Source organism: Nocardia asteroides (genome assembly GCF_900637185.1).
Taxonomy (GTDB): domain Bacteria; phylum Actinomycetota; class Actinomycetes; order Mycobacteriales; family Mycobacteriaceae; genus Nocardia; species Nocardia asteroides.
The window spans coordinates 3,626,975-3,644,231 of record NZ_LR134352.1 but is presented as its reverse complement, the minus strand read 5'-3'; the positions used below and the strand labels follow the sequence as shown (position 1 = coordinate 3,644,231).

General features: G+C 67.4%; 16 protein-coding genes and 2 pseudogenes. 5 read left to right on the top strand and 13 right to left on the bottom strand.

Annotated features, from left to right (window positions below):
- Positions 1–45 precede the first annotated feature (45 nt).
- Positions 46–1,543: pseudogene (locus tag EL493_RS33175) on the bottom strand (MDR family MFS transporter); the annotation flags it as partial.
- A gap of 37 nt (positions 1,544–1,580) precedes the next feature.
- Positions 1,581–2,078 carry a MarR family winged helix-turn-helix transcriptional regulator gene (locus tag EL493_RS17165; RefSeq protein WP_019050624.1) on the bottom strand — a complete coding sequence of 166 codons (498 nt, stop codon included), beginning with the start codon at positions 2,076–2,078 and terminating at the stop codon, positions 1,581–1,583.
- 215 nt (positions 2,079–2,293) lie between these two features.
- Between EL493_RS17165 and EL493_RS33170 the strand changes: the two genes are divergently transcribed.
- The 3 genes and pseudogenes from EL493_RS33170 (at position 2,294) to EL493_RS17155 (ending at position 3,200) form a co-directional block, all read left to right on the top strand.
- Positions 2,294–2,440, top strand: coding sequence for a hypothetical protein (locus EL493_RS33170; RefSeq protein ID WP_019050623.1), 147 nt, complete (start codon positions 2,294–2,296; stop codon positions 2,438–2,440).
- A pseudogene (locus EL493_RS33165) lies at positions 2,380–2,646 on the top strand (ABC transporter permease); the annotation flags it as partial. The gene EL493_RS33170 and the pseudogene EL493_RS33165, both read left to right, overlap by 61 nt.
- A 221-nt stretch (positions 2,647–2,867) precedes the next feature.
- Positions 2,868–3,200: a LysR family transcriptional regulator gene (locus tag EL493_RS17155; RefSeq protein WP_022565655.1), complete on the top strand. Its 333-nt coding sequence runs from the start codon at positions 2,868–2,870 to the stop codon at positions 3,198–3,200.
- On the opposite strand, the gene EL493_RS17150 is transcribed toward EL493_RS17155, so the two are convergent.
- Genes EL493_RS17150 through EL493_RS17140 form a run of 3 tightly spaced genes read right to left on the bottom strand, consistent with a single transcriptional unit; the run spans position 3,197 to position 8,498 of the window.
- Positions 3,197–4,201 (bottom strand): ABC transporter permease, encoded by a 1,005-nt coding sequence (locus EL493_RS17150; protein ID WP_019050621.1) that lies wholly within the window; start codon positions 4,199–4,201, stop codon positions 3,197–3,199. The two genes, EL493_RS17155 and EL493_RS17150, sit on opposite strands and share 4 nt — an antisense overlap.
- Before the next feature lie 20 nt (positions 4,202–4,221).
- Positions 4,222–6,891: an oligopeptide/dipeptide ABC transporter ATP-binding protein gene (locus tag EL493_RS17145; protein ID WP_019050620.1), complete on the bottom strand. Its 2,670-nt coding sequence runs from the start codon at positions 6,889–6,891 to the stop codon at positions 4,222–4,224.
- Entirely contained in the window at positions 6,888–8,498 is a 1,611-nt protein-coding gene (locus tag EL493_RS17140; protein ID WP_022565656.1) for an ABC transporter substrate-binding protein, read from the bottom strand. Before EL493_RS17140 ends, EL493_RS17145 begins: the two co-directional genes overlap by 4 nt.
- Before the next feature lie 498 nt (positions 8,499–8,996).
- On the opposite strand from EL493_RS17140, the gene EL493_RS17135 reads away from it, so the two are divergent.
- Together EL493_RS17135 and EL493_RS17130 are read left to right on the top strand one after the other, a co-directional pair.
- Positions 8,997–10,082, top strand: a complete 1,086-nt coding sequence (locus EL493_RS17135; protein WP_019050618.1) for a 2OG-Fe(II) oxygenase family protein — start codon at positions 8,997–8,999, stop codon at positions 10,080–10,082.
- A complete protein-coding gene (locus EL493_RS17130) occupies positions 10,046–10,624 on the top strand; it encodes a DUF6879 family protein (protein ID WP_022565657.1) in 579 nt (192 codons plus the stop codon). The genes EL493_RS17135 and EL493_RS17130 overlap by 37 nt, the downstream gene beginning before the upstream one ends.
- 31 nt (positions 10,625–10,655) lie before the next feature.
- Here the strand turns inward: EL493_RS17130 and EL493_RS17125 are convergent, their stop codons facing one another.
- The 8 genes from EL493_RS17125 to EL493_RS32385 are packed head-to-tail and all read right to left on the bottom strand — an operon-like array spanning position 10,656 to position 17,255.
- The gene (locus tag EL493_RS17125) at positions 10,656–11,783 is read right to left on the bottom strand and encodes a glycosyltransferase family 4 protein (RefSeq protein ID WP_019050616.1); all 1,128 of its coding nucleotides are present in this window, start codon (positions 11,781–11,783) and stop codon (positions 10,656–10,658) included.
- Positions 11,780–12,700 carry a phytanoyl-CoA dioxygenase family protein gene (locus EL493_RS17120; RefSeq protein WP_019050615.1) on the bottom strand — a complete coding sequence of 307 codons (921 nt, stop codon included), beginning with the start codon at positions 12,698–12,700 and terminating at the stop codon, positions 11,780–11,782. The genes EL493_RS17125 and EL493_RS17120 overlap by 4 nt, the downstream gene beginning before the upstream one ends.
- A 46-nt stretch (positions 12,701–12,746) precedes the next feature.
- The gene (locus tag EL493_RS17115; RefSeq protein ID WP_019050614.1) at positions 12,747–13,634 is read right to left on the bottom strand and encodes a phytanoyl-CoA dioxygenase family protein; all 888 of its coding nucleotides are present in this window, start codon (positions 13,632–13,634) and stop codon (positions 12,747–12,749) included.
- Between the two features lie 25 nt (positions 13,635–13,659).
- Complete coding sequence (locus EL493_RS17110; RefSeq protein ID WP_022565658.1) at positions 13,660–15,024, bottom strand: cytochrome P450; 1,365 nt, start codon at positions 15,022–15,024, stop codon at positions 13,660–13,662.
- Positions 15,021–15,443 carry an ester cyclase gene (locus tag EL493_RS17105; RefSeq protein ID WP_019050612.1) on the bottom strand — a complete coding sequence of 141 codons (423 nt, stop codon included), beginning with the start codon at positions 15,441–15,443 and terminating at the stop codon, positions 15,021–15,023. The genes EL493_RS17110 and EL493_RS17105 overlap by 4 nt, the downstream gene beginning before the upstream one ends.
- 22 nt (positions 15,444–15,465) lie before the next feature.
- Positions 15,466–15,738 carry an acyl carrier protein gene (locus EL493_RS17100; RefSeq protein ID WP_019050611.1) on the bottom strand — a complete coding sequence of 91 codons (273 nt, stop codon included), beginning with the start codon at positions 15,736–15,738 and terminating at the stop codon, positions 15,466–15,468.
- 27 nt (positions 15,739–15,765) lie between these two features.
- A complete protein-coding gene (locus EL493_RS17095; protein ID WP_022565659.1) occupies positions 15,766–16,566 on the bottom strand; it encodes a cupin-like domain-containing protein in 801 nt (266 codons plus the stop codon).
- Positions 16,567–16,598: 32 nt separating this feature from the next.
- Positions 16,599–17,255, bottom strand: a complete 657-nt coding sequence (locus tag EL493_RS32385) for a hypothetical protein (protein ID WP_019050609.1) — start codon at positions 17,253–17,255, stop codon at positions 16,599–16,601.
- Positions 17,256–17,257: the final 2 nt, after the last annotated feature.

Below are 17,257 nucleotides of genomic sequence, written 5' to 3'. Positions count from 1 at the left end.
CAGCGTGTGACGCAGCTTCTTTCGCCATCGGGTCGAGGGCAGGATCGATGTCGATCGTGTTGCGCAGCGGGCGGTTCGGCAGCAGGGCGGTGGCCAGGAGCGCGATGACCGCGGCACCCGCGGCGATGAGGAAGATCCGTCCGGTCGCATCACCATAGGCGGCGCGCACGACCGTGACGACCGGTGCGGGCAGCGCATGGAGGTTCAGGCTGCCGCCACCGGCGGAACCGCCGCTCGGCAAGCCGAGCTGGGCGAATCCTTGCGCCGACAGTTCGGTCACCCGGGAGGCCAGGACCGAACCCAGCACCGAGACGCCGATCGCGCCGCCGAACGTGCGGAAGAACGCGACACTGCTGGACGCGGCGCCGATATTGTGCACGCTCACCGTGTTCTGCACGGCCAGCACGAGGTTCTGCATCAGCATGCCGACGCCGAGCCCCACCACGGCGATGTAGATGCCCACCAGCCACAGGTTGGTGGCGTGATCGAGCGTCGAGAGCAGCCCGAATCCGACCACCAGCAGGAAGCCGCCGGTGACGACGAACGACTTCCACTTGCCGAACCGGGTGATCAGCTGTCCCGAACCGGTCGACGCGACGAGCATGCCCATGACCAGCGGGATGGTCAGCACGCCGGCCATGGTCGGCGAGTAGCCGCGCGCGGTCTGGAAATACTGTCCCAGGAAGGTGGTCGACCCGAACATGCCGACGCCGACCGCGATCGAGGCGATGATCGCCAGACCGGTGGTGCGTTCGGTGACGATCGACAGCGGGATGATCGGTGACTTGGCTCGCGATTCGACCACGACGGTCGCGAGCAGCAACAGCACACCCGCACCGACATACAGCGCGGATTCGCGGGAGAACCAGTCGTAGTAGTCCGCCTTCCCGGCGAACGACACCCAGATGAGCAACACCGACACACCCGCGGTCAGCAAGGCGGCGCCGAACCAGTCGATCGACACGCCCTCCTTGCGTTCGGTGGGCAGCCGCAGGGTTCGCTGCAGCAGGAACAGGGCGATCACAGCCAGCGGCACGCACACGAAGAAGCACCAGCGCCAGCCGAGCGGGCTGTCGACGATGACGCCGCCGAGGATGGGTCCGCCCGACATCGACACCGCCATCACCGCGCCCATGTAGCCGGAATAGCGTCCGCGTTCACGCGGCGAGACGATGGAGCCGATGATCGCGACGACGAGTGCGGTCAGTCCGCCCATGCCGATGCCCTGCACGACCCGCGCCGCCAGCAGGATCGGCACCGTGCTCGCGAAGCCCGCGATCACCGAACCGACGACGAAGATGACGATGGCCGACTGCACCAGCAGCTTCTTGTTGAACAGATCGGCGAACTTGCCCCAGATCGGGGTGGACGCGGCATTGGCCAGCAGCGCCGTGGTGATGACCCAGGCGTACGCGGTCTGCGATCCCTCCAGGTCGCCGATGATCGTGGGCAGCGCGGTCGACACGATCGTGGTGCTGAGCAGCGCGGTGAACAGCGCCGCCAGCAGGCCCGTCATCGCCTCCAGGACCTGACGGTGCGTCATCGCGGCCCTGGCGGGCCGGGCCTGGGTCTCGACTGAACTAGACATCCACTTCCTGACTTTCTGTCGAAACCGGTCGGCACTCACCCACCGCGATGTGGGGCGGAGCGGCCGCCAGTGAATTCCTCAGCTTCTGGACAACCGCGGTGGCCTGCTCGGCTTCGGCTTCGGTCCACTCGGCCAGCGCTTCGCGCAGTCCCCGCGCCCGCGACTCCCGGACACGCCGCAGCAGGTCACGTCCCTGGTCGGTGACACTGATGAGGGTGGCTCGGCCGTCGAGGGGATCGGCATGGCGCGCGATATTGCCGGAGTTCACCAGCTCGGCGACATGCCTGCTCAGCGTCGACTGGCTGATGCACAGGTCCGCCGCCAGATCCACCTGCCGAGACGGTCCCCTGGCCTCGAGCGAACCCAGCACGCCGACGCCGCCGGGCAGCAGGTCCCCTTCCTCAGGGTGTGCGAGCGCGGCACGGATCGCCCGGCCCATGTAGTAGAGCTCCCGGATCAGGCCCTGAGCCGTATCGGGTGACACTGCCATGCCGACTCCCACCTGCGAATAGTTGCTTGTGCTAACCAACCATAGACACACTACTTGCATTATGCAACTAACTATTGCCCGCTCACCGCCCTCGGATGAGCGCGTTCGGGTGCTGACGCCAGCCTGAACCCGACGAAGCCCGCGAGTGACCGAGGCTGGTCACCATGGGTATGACCACCTGTGTGATCGCGCGGACTGCGCGGTGAGGAGACATCATGGCCGTCAATCCCGGTCTCGGCCTGGTCTCGCTGTGCGTGGCGATGGTCGTCGCCGCGGCTCTGGTCCACCGGTTCGCGCGGCTGGGATCGCCGGCCGCGCCGCGCGCCTGCTGGTCCTCGACAACACCGCGGTCGATGCTCTGATACCAGGGCTGGACCAGGCCCGCACGGTCGGGTTGGTCACTCTCCCTGGCGCTTTCATCGGCGTACTGCTCACGAGCGGGTCGGCCCTGCAAGCCGGAGCCGTGCAGATCCTGGTCCTGATCGGGATGATGCTCTCGCAAGCTTGCGCGGTCGCGGTGACGATCGAACTCCTCGCGCGAACACACGTCCATCGTCGACGCCACTGAACCGAGTCCCCCTCGTCGGCCCACCTACCAGCGCGGCGGCTTCTCCGGCGAACCCTTCACCGACGACAGCCGCGAATACCGTCTTTCACCACCCGGCGCCCGCATCGCGCCTAGCAGAACCGCTCGGGTCAGCACGTCCCATCGCATGGAAGCAAGCTATTGGCCTGCGGATACTTCTTGCCACGCAACTGTGGCAATGACAATTTGCGTACGACGCAACAATGGCCGATCAGCTCGATCCGAATCTGCTGCGAGTGTTCGACGGGCTGCTGCAGGACCACAGTGTCACCGGCGCCGCCGAGCGGCCGCACCTGTCGATCCCCGCCACGAGCCGCGCGCTGAGCCGGTTGCGGCGCGCGATGAACGACCCGATCCTGGTGCGCGCCGGGCGGACGATGGCGCCGACCCCCTTCGCACGGCGCCGCGCGTGCGCTCACCGCTCGACGAGGCGTCGGCGCGCTGATCATCGCCGACCGCGGCCTCATCGCGTCAGATCTGCAGCGCACCTTCACCATTCGCATCAACGACGGCATGGTCGAGGCGACGGCAGCTAACCCCAGGCATCGGAGGTCCGGGGATCGGCGAGGGCTTGGCCGAGGTCGACGAGGAAGTTGGTCAGCACATAGATCGCGCCGAGCGTCAGGGTAATGCCGGCGATGGTGGTGTAGTCGGCGGCTTTGACCGCTTGCGCGGTGTAGAGGCCGATGCCGGGCCAGGCGAAGATCAGTTCCAGCAGGATGTCGGCGCCGAACAGGGCCGCGACCTGCATGCCCGCGATCGACAGCGTCGAGGTCACCGAATTCCGTAGCGCGTGTCCGGCGACTATCCGCGGTTCGGTCAGGCCTTTGGCGCGGGCGGTGCGCACGAAGTCCGAGCGCATGGTGTGTTGCAGGCTGCTGCGCAGCGCCCGGCCGATGGCGACCGCGGGGACCAGCGACAGGCACACGACGGGCAGGATCAGGTGTTCGACAGCATCGAGGAAGACGCTCGGCCGCCCGGCGAGCAACGAATCGACGAGCAGGAATCCGGTCGGCCCGTCGGGCGCGTCCGCGTAGGAGCTGCGCCCGCGAGCGGGCAGCACCCCGAACTGCTTGTAGAACACCAGGATTCCCAGGAGGGCAGCCAGGAATACCGGTATCGACGAGCCACCGATCATCACGAGCCGGAGGGCACCCGCCCCCGGCCAGCGCAGCGCGGTCGCCACGCCCAGCAACAACCCGAGCAGCACCGCCAGCAGGAACGCGCAGATGACCAGTTCCGCTGTGGCGGGCAGGAAGTCGGCGATATCGGAGCTGATCGGCCGGCGGGTCACCGCGGACTGCCCGAAGTCGCCGGTGGCCGCCTGTTCGACATAGTCGACATACTGCACGGGTAACGGACGATCGAGACCGAGCTCGTGGCGCGTCCGCTCGACGACCTCGGCCGAGGCCCGGTCACCGGCGAACGCTCGCGCGGGATCGACCGGAGAGACCTGTCTGAGCACGAACACGATCGCGACGAGCGCGAGCAGAACCAGGATCGTCGCGCCGCCGCGCCGGGCTGTGACTGCGAGCATTCGACGTCGCTCCCCTGCCGTCAGCGATCGGTGAGACGGTCGCGGATGACGTCGCCGGCGAGGTTCGCGATCGTGGCGAGCACGAAGAGTCCGATCGCGGGCATGATCGGTACCCACCAGGCGTCGAGCAGGTAGGGCAGTCCCCGCGCGCACATCGCGCCCAGTTCGGGTGCGGGCGCGGGAGCTCCGAGTCCGACGAAGGACAGGCCGGACAGCATCAGGATCAAGGCGCCGACATCGAGGCCGGCCGCGATGATGGTCGGCGGCCAGGCGCCGGGAAACAGATGCAGCCGGCCGAGTTCGACGCGGCCCGCGCCGGACAGACGGGCGGCGTCGAGGTGGGGCAGCGATCGGAGCCGGGTCACCTCACCTCGCACGATTCGCGCGTACAGCGGCCACCAGACCAGCGCCGTCGCCGCCAGCGTATGCGCGTACGACGGCCCGATCGCGGCGACGACGGCGATCGCGAGCAACGCGGCGGGCAGGGCGATGACGATATCGGTGACGCGCATCAGGATCCGGTCGACGATCCCGCCGAAGGTACCCGCGACGAGCCCGATCGTGCCGCCGACGGCGATTCCGGAGCCGATCACACAGAGGGCGCCCCACCAGCTGGCGCGCATGCCGATCAGGACGCGGCTCAGGATGTCGCGGCCGACCTCGTCGGTGCCGAGCCAATGCGCCGGGCTCGGTGGGGATGTCGGGGGCCCGACCGGGAGATCCGGGTCGTAGGGGGCGATCCAGGAGGCACCGAGCGTGACGACGATCAGCGTCGCGAGCACACACAGGGTGATCATCTCGCCCGGTTTCACACGTCGACGCAGCGCCACCGGCGCACCGACCGTGACCGCGCCGGCCGACGGCGCCGATGCCGGAACCTTCGTCGTGCCGCGCAGCTGTTCCGGTGCGCTGCCGACTTTCGGCACCGCGGCTACCAGCGACTTGCTGTACGGGTGCGACGGCTCTCGGGCCACCTGTTCGGCGGGACCGATCTCGACGATCTCCCCGCGATACATCACCGCGACACGGTCGGCGATGAAACGCGCCGCGGCCAGATCATGGGTCACGAACACGACCGTCAACCCGAATTCGCGCCGCAGCGTCTGGATCAGATTCAATGTCGACGCCGCCAGCGGTGCGTCCAGGGCCGACGTCGGCTCGTCACACAGCAGGACCGAGGGAACGACGATGGTCGCCCGCGCGAACGCGACGCGCTGACGCTGCCCGGTCGACAGGCCGTCGGCCCGCAGGTCGGCGACAGCCGCCGGGAGGCCCACCCGTTCGAGCGCTGCGATCACCCGCGCGCGGCGCTCGGCCGGTCCGAGCGTCCGGGGTAGCCGTTCACCGACCTGGCGGCCGACTGTCAGCCACGGGGTCAGCGATGCGCTGACGTCTTGGAAGATCATCTGCGTCGACGAGCCCGCCACCTCGACGACGCCGCTGTCGGGCTCGTCCAATCCCGCGATCAGCCGCAGCAGTGTGGATTTGCCCGAGCCGGATTCGCCGACCAGCGCCACGGCCTCGCCGGTTCCGACTTCCAGATCGAGGTCGCGCAGGACCGACAGCACCGAACGCCTGGTCGGACCGGTGCGCTGCCGGAAGCTCTTGCCGACCGCGGTGCAGCGCACCGCGGGTGCCGCGCCCGGCGCAGCGGGCAAGGGCGGAAACGCGGGAGCCGGCTCGCGTCTCTGCGCCCGGTCGACCTCGGGCGGAAGGAGGCACGCCGCGTGACCTGCGTGGGTAGCGGCCGGCGACAAGGGGATCAGCGACTGCGCACAGGCGTCGGTGCGCAGCGCGCAGCGCGGCGCGAACGGACAGCCGGGTGCGGGATCCCGGGGATCCGGCGGCATCCCGGTCAGCACCGGAATGCGGTGGCCCAGCGGCAGGTCGAGATCGAGTCGCGAACCCAGGAGGCCGACCGTGTAGGGGTGCGCGGGTGCGGAGAGCACATCGGCCGTGGCGCCGATCTCGACGAGGCGTCCCCCGTACATGACCGCGACCCGGTCGGCGACCTGCGCGGCGACGCCGATGTCATGGGTGATGAGCAACACCGAGCAGCCGAGCGCCGACCGCAGGTCCGACAGCAATGCCAGGATCTGCGCCTGCACGGTGACATCCAGCGCCGACGTCGGTTCGTCGGCGATGATCAGGTCCGGCCGCGCGGCGACCGCGATCGCGATCATGACCCGTTGCCGCAGACCCGCCGACAGCTCGTGCGGGTACGACCGCAGCCGACGGCCTGCCCGCGCGATGCCGACCAGCTCGAGCAGCCGCTCCGCTTCCGCGGTCGAACCCGCGACTTCCCGCACCTGGTCGCCGATGCGCATCGCCGGATTCAGCGAGGTCATCGGATTCTGGAACACCGCACCCAGATGGGCGCGCCGGACCCTGCGTCGCTCGGCGGGCGGGGCGGCGACCATGTCGACGCCGCAGACCTCCGCTCGTCCGGTGACGACGGCAGGCGGCTCCCCCACCGGCAGTCCGAGCAGGCTCAGCCCCAGAACGCTCTTGCCGGAGCCGGATTCGCCCACCAGGGCGACGATCTCCCCGGCCGCGATCTCGATGCTCACGCCCCGGACGGCACGCACCGCCACGCCCCGGTCGTGGAATGTCACCGCGAGGTCGCTCACCCGTGCCCGGGGCCCGTGGGTGTCTTCGCCACCGGCCGCTTCGTCGCGGAGGACCTTCACCTCGCCGTCACCTTCCGCAGCAGGTTCACCGGCACCATCCCCGTGCCGAGCAGCGTGTGGACGATCTCGCCGATGCCGGAGCTGGTCACGATGACATCGTCGATGTCGCAGAGATTGAGGACCCAGGCCTGACCGATCACGATCTCGGCGCCCTCGACCCAGTGTCTTTCGGCTTCGGCTTTGCCGCGGGATCGTTTTCCGGCGTCCATGACGGCGTCCAGAGCGGGATTCGCATAGTTGAACCAGTTGACGGGCGATGCGCCGGTGCGGAAGAAGATCCGCAGCGTGGTGTCGGCGTTGAGCGCATCGCCGCCGGAGCCGTGGACCAGCAGGTGCGGTTGCCGGTCGATCGGCATCGCCTGCAGTGCGAACACCTGCGCGGTCGGCAGCGCCCGCACCGTCGCGGCCAGCCCCAGCGCGGCCAGCTGTGTCTGGAGGAGTTCGGTGACCCGGGCGTCGGTGGCACCACCGGCCTCGTCGTAGGCCAGGTCGATCCGTTTGTCACCGTCCGGCAGCTTCGCGATCAGTGCCTTCAGTTCGGACACGTCGTGGTCGGGCGCATCCGGCGCCGCACCGTCGGGCAACACTCCGGCGGGATAGAACTGGGTGGATCGCGACACTGTCGACCCGTAGGCAGGCTCGATGAGCGCGGGCACGTCGATCGCCTTGCGCATCGCCCGCCGGAACGCGGTGTCGGCGAACGCGCCCTTCTTCCAGTTCAGGAAGATCGACGACTTGAACGCCGTCGGCCGTTCGGTCACGGTCAGTGCCGGGTTCGCCGACATCGCCTGGACGGCGGCGATCGGCAGACCCTTGGTGATGATGTCCAGCTGCCCCTGCTCGAGCAGCAGACGTTGCGTCGTGACGTCCGGGATGATCTCGATACGCAGCGTGGTGAATTCCGGTGTCGTTCCCCAGTAGCCGTCGTACGCGGTCAGCGTGTAGTGGCTGCTCGGCACGAATTCCGTGATCCGGTAGGGCCCGGTTCCCGCATCGTGCGTACTCAGCCAGCCCTGGGCCAGATCGCCGTTCACCTCGTGGGTCCGCACCGCGGCCGGGCTCACCGCCTTGAGCCCCCACGGGCAGGCGAGGTAGTCCAGGAACGGCTCCACCGGATGGTCGAGCACGATGACGAGAGTGGCGTCGTCGGGTGCCGACATCGAGGCCACGTCCGCGATCAGGTAGGCCGGCGCCTGGCCGACGGCGGCGCGCCGTTCGAAACTCTGGATGATCGTGGCGGCCGTCATCGGCGTGCCGTCGTGGTGGGTGACATCGGTGCGCAACATGAAGGTGTAGGTGAGGCCGTCCGCGGCGATCGTCCACGACTCGGCCAGACCCGGACCGATCTCGGGCGAATCGGGTTCGTAGGCGACCAGACCTTCGTAGACGCTCAGGGTGACCTGCAGCCCCTCCCCCTCGTAGAAGATGTCCGGATCGGGGACCTGCATGTCGGCCAGGAAGCCGAACCGGATGGTGTCACCGACCGGTCCGGTTCCCCCGGCTCCTCCCGAACATGCCGACAACAGCGCCGACATGCCGAGGGCTTGCGTTGCGGCGACGAGCGCCGTGCCCTTCAGGAATGTCCGTCGGTCCGCGGTCGTACGCATATCGCAACCCGCCTTCACCATCGTGGATCGCCAGTGCAGTCTTGTCCGCGCGCCGATACGTAGGTCCGCGCGGGCAACATCTGATTCGTTCGAGGTTTCGCCGTCTACCGTCGTCGCGCATGTTCCGAATCCCCAGTGTCACACAGGACTTCGCCACCTCACGACGAAATCGCCAGTCCCACAGGCAAACTCCCGACGAGCGGTTCATAGGCCTTGACGATCGCGCCACTCTCCGGAAAGACCGAAAGCAGCGCTGCGCACGTCCGACGGAGCTCTTCGGCCGCGGGAGCGAACATCGTTGCGATCGACGGCTATTGACAGTGCAGCTGTCGTGATGCGATGTTGATAACAGCACAGGTCCGCCTCACCTGAGAAGCGGACGGGAATTCGCATCAGCGATCTCGAACGATCCAACTCTGCCTCGAATGCGCATCCGGGCGGCCGGACACAATTCGAGGTATTTTCGCTCGGCAATCGTCGTCCGACAGGGGTGAAGGCGTGAGCAGCAACGAAACCGACGATACGGTATTCGATTTCGCGGTGGCACCCGGTGATCTCGACTACGCCGGGTACACGCTCATCGAGAGCTTTGACGACACATTCGACGACGAATTCCAGCCACCGGTCTGCGACATGGCCGACTTGAACGGCGGTGCGGCCGAGCAAGAGCGCTTCGTCCAGCTCCTGGGCTCAGCCATGGAAGACACCGGGATCGCAATTCTGGTCAACCACGGTATCGGCGCCGAAGAGCTGCGGACCGCCGACGCGCACGCACTGGACGTTTTCACAACGGTACCCGACCAGCGGAAATCGACCTTCGTCTCGACGGACCACGCCTATGGTGAACCCTATTATCTAGGATATGTGCCGCTCCAGGAGAGTATGCCTTCGCTGCCACACGCGGTAGAGGCATGGGAATTCGACAGATCCGCTTTCCGGGTCCCCGGGGAGGATGCGGACGCGGCCGTCGGCTGCTGGCCGGACGAGAAATTCGAGGTTACCTTCCGAAGGTTCTGGCAGGCGTGCGAGGAGCTGACACCACGACTCGGCCGGGCACTGTTCCGGTACCTGGATGTCGATCCCTCGCTCTACGACGAGAAGATCCTGCCCACGAACGACGTGCTGCGGATCAACCACTACCCGCCCGTCCGAGCCGCCGCCGAAGGTCTCGGCTCGCCGGCCCGCGTCCTCGCACACGAGGACTACGGACTCCTCAGTGTGATGCTCGGCAGTCCCGTCGAGGGGCTACAGGTGTATCACCCACGCAGCAAAACGTGGAGCAGGATCAGCACCCCGACCGACGCACTGATCGTGATCAGTGGGCAATGGCTGCGGTACGTCAGCAACGGCCGTTTCCGGGCCTGTACCCATCGCGTCAGCGTGCCACGCGACCCCGCCCAGCGAGCCGTGCCCCGGGTCACGGTCCTGTACACGCTGCATCCGTATGAATCGGCGATTCTCACCGTGCTGCCGGGGCGCCGGGCACATTATCGGCCGACCACCGGCGCGGAATTCATGACGCGCGTAGCGGACAGCCTGTCCGCACGATGCAATTCATCGACAGACAACGGGAACGGGCGGTAGTGATCGTGCTGTATCTTCCTCGGGCCGCGTTGGCCGCACTGTTCGGCCGAGCCCGGTATCGCGCCTTTCAATTCGAAGTGGAAGACGAGCACGTCGTGAGCGACGAACACGAACCGATGCGCCGCTATCTGGCCGGCCTGACCCCCCTCGATCCGGACGATTATCCGGTGCTGTGGAAAGAGTGGGAGGACCTGAGCGACGCGACCACCGCGCGCGGCGTGGCCATGCAGCGTGTCCGGGTCGTCACCGAGCCACTCACCGACTACATCCGCTTCTTGCACGCGGTCACCGACCGCAATCAGGCACACGGTGAGGAAATTCGCTGGCTTCCCCGTCATCGTGTGCGGCCGGACGACTACACCACCGACGAGTGGTGCCTGATCGACGACGACACGCTCGCCTGGACATTGTTCGACGATCAGGATTTCGTGGGCTACGGACTGACCCGAGATCCGATCGAAGTCGGACGCGCGATCGCCGTACGCGACGCACTGTGGAAAATGGCTGTCCCGCACACCGACTACATTCCGGGGGCAGGATAGCCCGCAACCAGGAATGCGGGAGCGGCCCGGCTCATCGGGCCATTTCCCCGCCGCCCTGGCGCCGAAACCGCAGCAGTCCGCGAACCAGTTCCCGCGCCGCCGCGACTCGATGACCGAACGAGCGCGGCGGCAGTGATCGATACACCCGAAGATATGCTTCGACCATACGGTCGGGATGAATTTCTCCGGCCACCGTCGACAGCGCGTCCGCGACGATCCGCGCCCGGATCCGCTCGTCGCGAAGTTCACGCAGACATCGGGGAATCTCGGAGAAGGCTTCGCGGCGGGCGTATTTCAGCCCGTTGACGCCATCGGCGACCATGCCGAAGCCGGGGCTGTCGGGCACGATCACCGGACAGCCGGCGGCCATCGCCTCGAGCACCACCATCGGCATCCCCTCCGCACGCGAGGTCGAGATCAGCGCGCCCCCGCCGGCGGCCACATCGCGATACAACCGCACCAGCGCAGCCTTCGAGCACACGCCGGGCCGGTAGTCCACCCGTCCGGCCAGCCAGTCGTCCAACCCCAGTGTGCGCGCGTTGTCGTCGGAATCGATGACCACGACGTCGAACTCCGCCAGGACACCGGAGGCGACCAGGTACAACAGCCCGTGGATGTCCTTGGAGGGCCAGTCGGTGTCCACCGCGCGCCCCACCCACAACAGCTGCGGACGCGGGCCGGCCCGGCCGGGCCCCGGCGTGCACACCGCCGAGTCCGGGGCATTGCCGATCACCTCCGGCGACGCGGCGGTCCCCGTGATCAACGCCGCGGCCGCCTCGGCCGATACCGCGGTGTACCTGTCGAACCGCACCTCGGTCACCTCGGTCGGGGTGCTGACGTGCGAGGTCACCACCATCGGCGCGAACAGCGCGGCCCACCGCAGCAGCGACCCGAGACCCGGTTCGGCGGGGCACGCCGACGTCGCGTGCACCACCGAGAAATCTCCTCGCGCGAGCCGTGCCGCCACCGGCACGGGCGACCCGATCCACACGCCCAGCGCACACAACGGCCCTACCCGGCCCGGGCCGCCCTGTGGCGCGTACACCCCGCATCGCACACCGCGCGCGGCCAGTCCGCGGATGAGCACCTCCAGGACCGCCTCCACCCCACCGTCCACGATCGTCACGACGAAGAGGACGCGCACCTCGGCGGAGGTCACGTCCGCAGGTCTCCGGTCGTGGGTGCGGAGGGTTCGGGTGTCTCCCAGAGCACAGGGCAGATCTCGGGATCGCTGTAGTCGACATCGCCGTTGGCCAGCTTGCCGCACAGCTGATCGTTGACGTGCGTCCGCAGTTTCCCCGTCTCGTCGTACACCCGTTGATACCGGTTCGCGCCGTCCTGCATGTGCACGATCAGCCCGACCCGCGCACGATCGCTCCGATTCGATCCGCTGCCGTGGATCGTCATACAGCTGTGGAAACTCACCTGCCCTTTGCGTAACAAGAGCGGAACGCGACGGACCGGCATTCCGGTGTGCTCGAGCATGCTGTCCGCCTTGGCCGGGTCCGGCCCGCAGAAGAAGGTGTCGTTGTTGCGAACCGCGCGGATCTGCTCGGTGTCCGGCCAGCGATGGCTCCCATCGATCATGACCACCGGCCCCATGGACTCGTCGCAGTCCTGTAGCGCGATCCACGCGGACAACATGTTCGTGGACGTGCAGCTGTGCCAATGCACTCGGTCGGCATGCCATTCGAGGGTGACTTCGGTGTGCGGGGGCTTGTAGATCAAACTGCTCAACCAGAGCCTCATCTGATCGCTGCGTGCCAGCCGGGCCGCGATGGCGCCGATGATCGGTTGCAGCATGAAACTGCCGAGCCGGTCACTGGTCAGGGCGACATGATCGTTGAACCGGACCTGATGTGCCGAGCCGACGGTCCAGTCGTCCATCTCGTCCAGTGCGACGGGTAGCTTCCGATCGCGTTCACCGTTCTGGTGCATGGCCAGGGCGGCCGACGCGGCGTCCACCTCGTCGTCGGTGAACAACCGCGGCGTGACGAACCAGCCGTGCTCCTGATAGAACTCGACATCGCTGTCCGTCGGCAGCAATTTCTCTTCGGCCGAAGACAATTCGAACACGGTACCTCTTCTCCACGACGGTGTGCTTGCGGGCAGTCGCCGGCCGTCAGTCGTCCCACAGCACGGGACAGATGGTCGGATCGCTGTAGTCGATGTCGCCGTTCGGCAGCCTGCGGCACATACGGTCGTTGGCGGTCGTGTGCAATTCGCCCGCCTGGTCGTAGACCCGTTGGTAGCGGTTCAGGCGGTCTTGCATATCGACGGTGGCGCCGATTCTGGCCCGCTGACTCAGATTGGGTCCGCTGCCGTGGACCGTCAGGCAGCTGTGAAAGCTGATCTGCCCCTTGCGTAGCAAGAGGGGGACGCGCCGCAGCGGCATGCCGGTGTGCTCCAGTCGGTCCTCCAGCATCGCCGGATCGGCGCCGAAGAACGTCCGGCCGAAACGGACCGCACGGATTTCCGGGGTGTCCGGCCAGCGATGACTTCCGTCCAGCATGATCACCGGCCCCATGGATTCGTCGCAGTCCTGCAGCGCGATCCAGGCGGTCAGCATGCTCGTCGAGGTGCAGCTGCGCCAGTAGGCCCGATCGGTGTGCCACCCGATCGTGGTGTCGCCGTCACCCTCTTGCGGCTGCTTGTACACGATGCTGCTCTGCCACAGCCGTATCTGGCTCGTCCGGGCCAGCCGGGCGGCGATCGCCGCGACCACCGGGCGCAGCATGAAGTCGCGCAAGCGCCGATTCGTCAGCGCCACATAGTCGTTGAACCGGATCTGCTGCGCCGCTCCCGGCGCCCAGTCGTACAGTTCATCGATCGCGCCCGGAAGTTCGTAGTCACGTTCGCGCCGGTGATGGGCCTCCAGCGCGGCCAGCGCATCGTCGACCGCTTCGTCGGTGAACACCGGTGGTGCGATGAACCAGCCGTGCTCCTGATAGAACTCGACATCGTCGTCGGACGGCAGCAACTCTCGTTCAGCCTGAGTCAGCTCGAACATCGGGAACCCTTTCTTCACATCGGCTCTACGACTGCCGTTGTCGAGCGGCCCTGCGGTCGACGAGGCGCAGCCGCAGTCCGCCCGGCACCAGGGAGACCGACAGCGGCGGGTGGATACGCCGGCCGCCGGGGATGGTCTGCAACCGCCACCGGCTCGCGATGACGGCCAGGGCCAGCACGGTCTCGGTCATCCCGAACGCCTCCCCGATGCACTTGCGGGCGCCGCCGCCGAAGGGCAGATGCGCGGTGGGCGAGGACATCCGGCGTTCGGGCAGCCACCGGTCGGGGTCGAAACGATCGGGTTCGTCGTAGAGGTCGGCCCGCCGGTGGATGAGGTAGGGACTCAGGGCGACGGTGCAGCCGGCGGGCAGCTCGTAGGGACCGAGCTGGGCCCGGGCGGTGACGACGCGGGTGAAGAACCACGCGGGCGGGTACAGGCGCAGGGTCTCGGTGACGATCCTGCTCGCCAATTCCAGCCGCTCGACGTCACCGTAGCCGGGCGGGCGTCCCGACAGCTCGCGGTCGAGCTCGGCGTGCAGCCGGGCCTCGATATCGGGGTGCCGCGCGAGCAGATACAGCACCCAGGCCAACGCCGAGGACGTGGTCTCGGTTCCCGCGACGAAGAACGTCACGACGGCGTCGCTGACTTCGCCGTCGGCCGTGGCGGCGCGGCCGTTCTCGCGATCGTGGGCCGTCAGCAGGGCCGAGAGCAGATCCCCGTTGTCGATGCCGCTCGCGCGCCGGTCGGCGATGATCCCGTTCATCGTCCTGCGCAGCCGGCGATTCGCCTGGTCGTAGCGTCGAGTGCCCGGTATCGGCAGCCGGCTGATCGGCTCGGGCAGCAGCGTGCGTCGAAAGGTGCCGTCGAAGGTCGCGGTGAGATCGCTGATCACCTCGTTCAGCACCGCGGCCGGGAGGGTACTGGAGAACATGGTGGCGCCGAACACCCTGGAGGTGATGGTGAACATCTCCGCGCACACGTCGAGAACCTGGCCGGACTGCCAGCCGTCGACGACGGAGCGGATGTGCGTGGTCATGGTGTCCGCGTAGCCGGCGACCCGTTGCGTGTGGAAGGCGGGCTGGGCCAGACGGCGCTTGCGCCGGTGCTCGCTGTGTGGACAGGTGGCGACGCTGTCGCCGAGCCACTCCCGCTCCCGTTCCAGAAACAGACCGCCCTTGTCGAAGGTCCGGTCGTCGACCAGGACCTTGCGGGTCAGCCCGGGATCACAGATCACGACAGCCGACTTCGGACCGAGCCGGATCCGCACGGCATCACCGTGTTCGGGGAGCTGGGCCAGAAAGGCGAAGGGCTGCTTCAGGAATGGCAACAGGTGACCGAGCACGGGCCGCGCGCCCGGCGCGGTCGATATCGGGCGGGAGAGCGCCGTCACCAGACGTCCCGATCCGCCGCGTCGACCTGGCGGAGCCAGCCGTACCAATCCTCGAGTCCCCAGGACCGGACGACGAGTCCGTCGGCGATCTCGTGGAATTCGTGGATCCGGATCCGGGCGGCTTTTCCGGTCGCGGGAATTCCGAGCCACTCACCCTCGTGGACGCCGCGCATCTCGCCCCGCACGGCGACCATTCCGTTGCCGTCCGCGCCCCGGCCGTCGACGATGGCCTGCACGACGATCGTGAAATGCGAGAAGGCGAGATTGACGGCGGCGACGAGCCGTTCGATCTCGGCACGTCCCGACGCCGGTCCGGGTGGGTCGTCGCCCCAGCCGGGTGCCATGACGTCGTCCAGCAGGCTGATTTCGCCGCTCAGACCGCGGTAGAGGGTATTGATCACGTCGTCGACCGATCGCATCGCCCACGAACTCCTTCCGCTTCTACTGTTGTTCGTGCGCGGCAGCGAGGAGCTTGTTGACGTATTGGAGTGCGAGCCGCGGGGTTCGGAGAATCTCCACTGTTTCGTTGGGTAGCAGCATCGGGATGCGGACGTGCCATTCCCGCTGAATCCGCTCGGCCAATTCGATCGTGGCCAGCGAGTCCAGTCCGAGCTCGGCGAAGGGTTCGTCGAGTGTCTTGTCGGTGAGGTCGACGTCTGCTCCCTCACATGCCCGGTACAGTCTGCTCAGGTCGTCGAGTTCGAAATCTCTCATCGGTGCTCCTTGTCGGAAAGCAGCTGTCTACCGGCCATCGGTTTCATGGCACGTGCACGCGGTACGGCGGTCGAGGTGTGCGAGATGGAGAATGTGCCGGGCCGCCACCTGCGCGACGCACAGCGCGACATGCTTGTAGGTGCCGAAGAATCCGCTCAGCAGGATGCTGGCCGAGTGGTTGTGGACCTCGTGCCACCAGTGCTCGGGCACGTACAGCACGTCACCGGCCGCGAGGTCGATTTCGTACACGCGCTCCTCTGGATTCACCGATTCGGTGCGTATCCCGGTCAAGGGCAGGGCCGACAGACGGGCCCACGGATCGTATTTCGTGGACAACGCGTCGGCCTTCTCGACGAACCCGGGAGGCGCCAGGCGGAAACGCTTGTGCCCTCGAATCACAATGGCGATATTTCCCAGCAGGTCGTAATGGGCGCCGGTGCGCGCCCCTGCCGGACCGACCCAGACTCCGGGAGGTGGGGCGACCACCCGCGGTGGGAAGAGCCCCTTTCGGGCGGATATATCGGCCCGGAGCTGGGGGAACCTGCGCACGAGGTTGAATTCTTTGAGGTAGAGGGTCTCCGCGGCGGCGTCGTCGCGAGCGAGAGACTCCATGTAGGTACCCAGCGTCGACTCGGTGAAATGTGTCGCGGCGCTCTCCCGGTCTCCTCGAACCAGTTCGATGGGCATATTCGGGCGCAGTCCTGCGAGAAAACCGAAATCCCATCGGTGCACGGCCGGCCAGTCGGCGGCGAGCCCGGGAAACAAGCCGGGCTGCCTGGCGGCGATGTATTCGCGCAGCGGTGCTGTCGCCGGTCGTAGCCGCAGCAATTTCTCACCTCTCCCTCGGCTCGCCTGCGGTGCTATCGCAGCCGCCGGTGAATGACGGCCCCGTAGTCCAGCGACTGCGGGTGGGGAAAGTAATGGGGTTTGATCGAGACGATCGTGGTGAAGCCGTTCAGGTAGTAGTAGCGCAGCTGCCGGTCCAGCGGTGTGCCGTCGTCGTTCGTCGCCCGCACATAGGCGGTGGGCGAGCCGTCCGGATTGGCCTTGATCCATTCGCGGAGGCCGGGCACGGTCGATCCGCCGTACAGGTGGCGATAGCCCAGGTCCGCCAGCTGCGGCAGGAAGGACCGGAACAGAGCCTCCGCCGCGCCGGCGCTGATGCTGGTCAGGCTCACCCCGAACAGGCAATCGGTGCTGCCTCGTGCGGGCAGCGGTGCGTAGGCGCACGCCTTCCAGTTGTCCGCGGCGCGCACCGTTTCCCCCGTGACAGGTCGAGCGAACATCGACGCGAGGAGCCTGTTCTCGTCCCGGGCGAAGGCCCCTGCGGAGTGTTCGGGCAGCTGTTCGATGCGGTCGAACAGTTCTTCCGCCGTAGCGGCCTGTTCGTGGTCCCACTTGGCGCGTTCCATGTCCACCAGTTGGTCCAGATCGGACAGCCGTAGGTTTCGGACCTCGATGGCGTTTGCGGCGTCGCCGCGGGCGGCGCGGTGTGAGACGTCTTCGTCTGTCGGCATGT

What these genes read in the sequence shown, in the direction of transcription:
- EL493_RS17165 (WP_019050624.1), bottom strand. Translation starts at nt 2,078, where the DNA reads ATGGCAGTGTCACCCGATACGGCTCAGGGCCTGATCCGGGAGCTCTAC.
- EL493_RS33170 (WP_019050623.1), top strand. Translation starts at nt 2,294, where the DNA reads ATGGCCGTCAATCCCGGTCTCGGCCTGGTCTCGCTGTGCGTGGCGATG.
- EL493_RS17155 (WP_022565655.1), top strand. Translation starts at nt 2,868, where the DNA reads ATGGCCGATCAGCTCGATCCGAATCTGCTGCGAGTGTTCGACGGGCTG.
- EL493_RS17150 (WP_019050621.1), bottom strand. Translation starts at nt 4,201, where the DNA reads ATGCTCGCAGTCACAGCCCGGCGCGGCGGCGCGACGATCCTGGTTCTG.
- EL493_RS17140 (WP_022565656.1), bottom strand. Translation starts at nt 8,498, where the DNA reads ATGCGTACGACCGCGGACCGACGGACATTCCTGAAGGGCACGGCGCTC.
- EL493_RS17130 (WP_022565657.1), top strand. Translation starts at nt 10,046, where the DNA reads ATGCAATTCATCGACAGACAACGGGAACGGGCGGTAGTGATCGTGCTG.
- EL493_RS17115 (WP_019050614.1), bottom strand. Translation starts at nt 13,634, where the DNA reads ATGTTCGAGCTGACTCAGGCTGAACGAGAGTTGCTGCCGTCCGACGAC.
- EL493_RS17105 (WP_019050612.1), bottom strand. Translation starts at nt 15,443, where the DNA reads ATGCGATCGGTCGACGACGTGATCAATACCCTCTACCGCGGTCTGAGC.
- EL493_RS17100 (WP_019050611.1), bottom strand. Translation starts at nt 15,738, where the DNA reads ATGAGAGATTTCGAACTCGACGACCTGAGCAGACTGTACCGGGCATGT.
- EL493_RS32385 (WP_019050609.1), bottom strand. Translation starts at nt 17,255, where the DNA reads ATGCCGACAGACGAAGACGTCTCACACCGCGCCGCCCGCGGCGACGCC.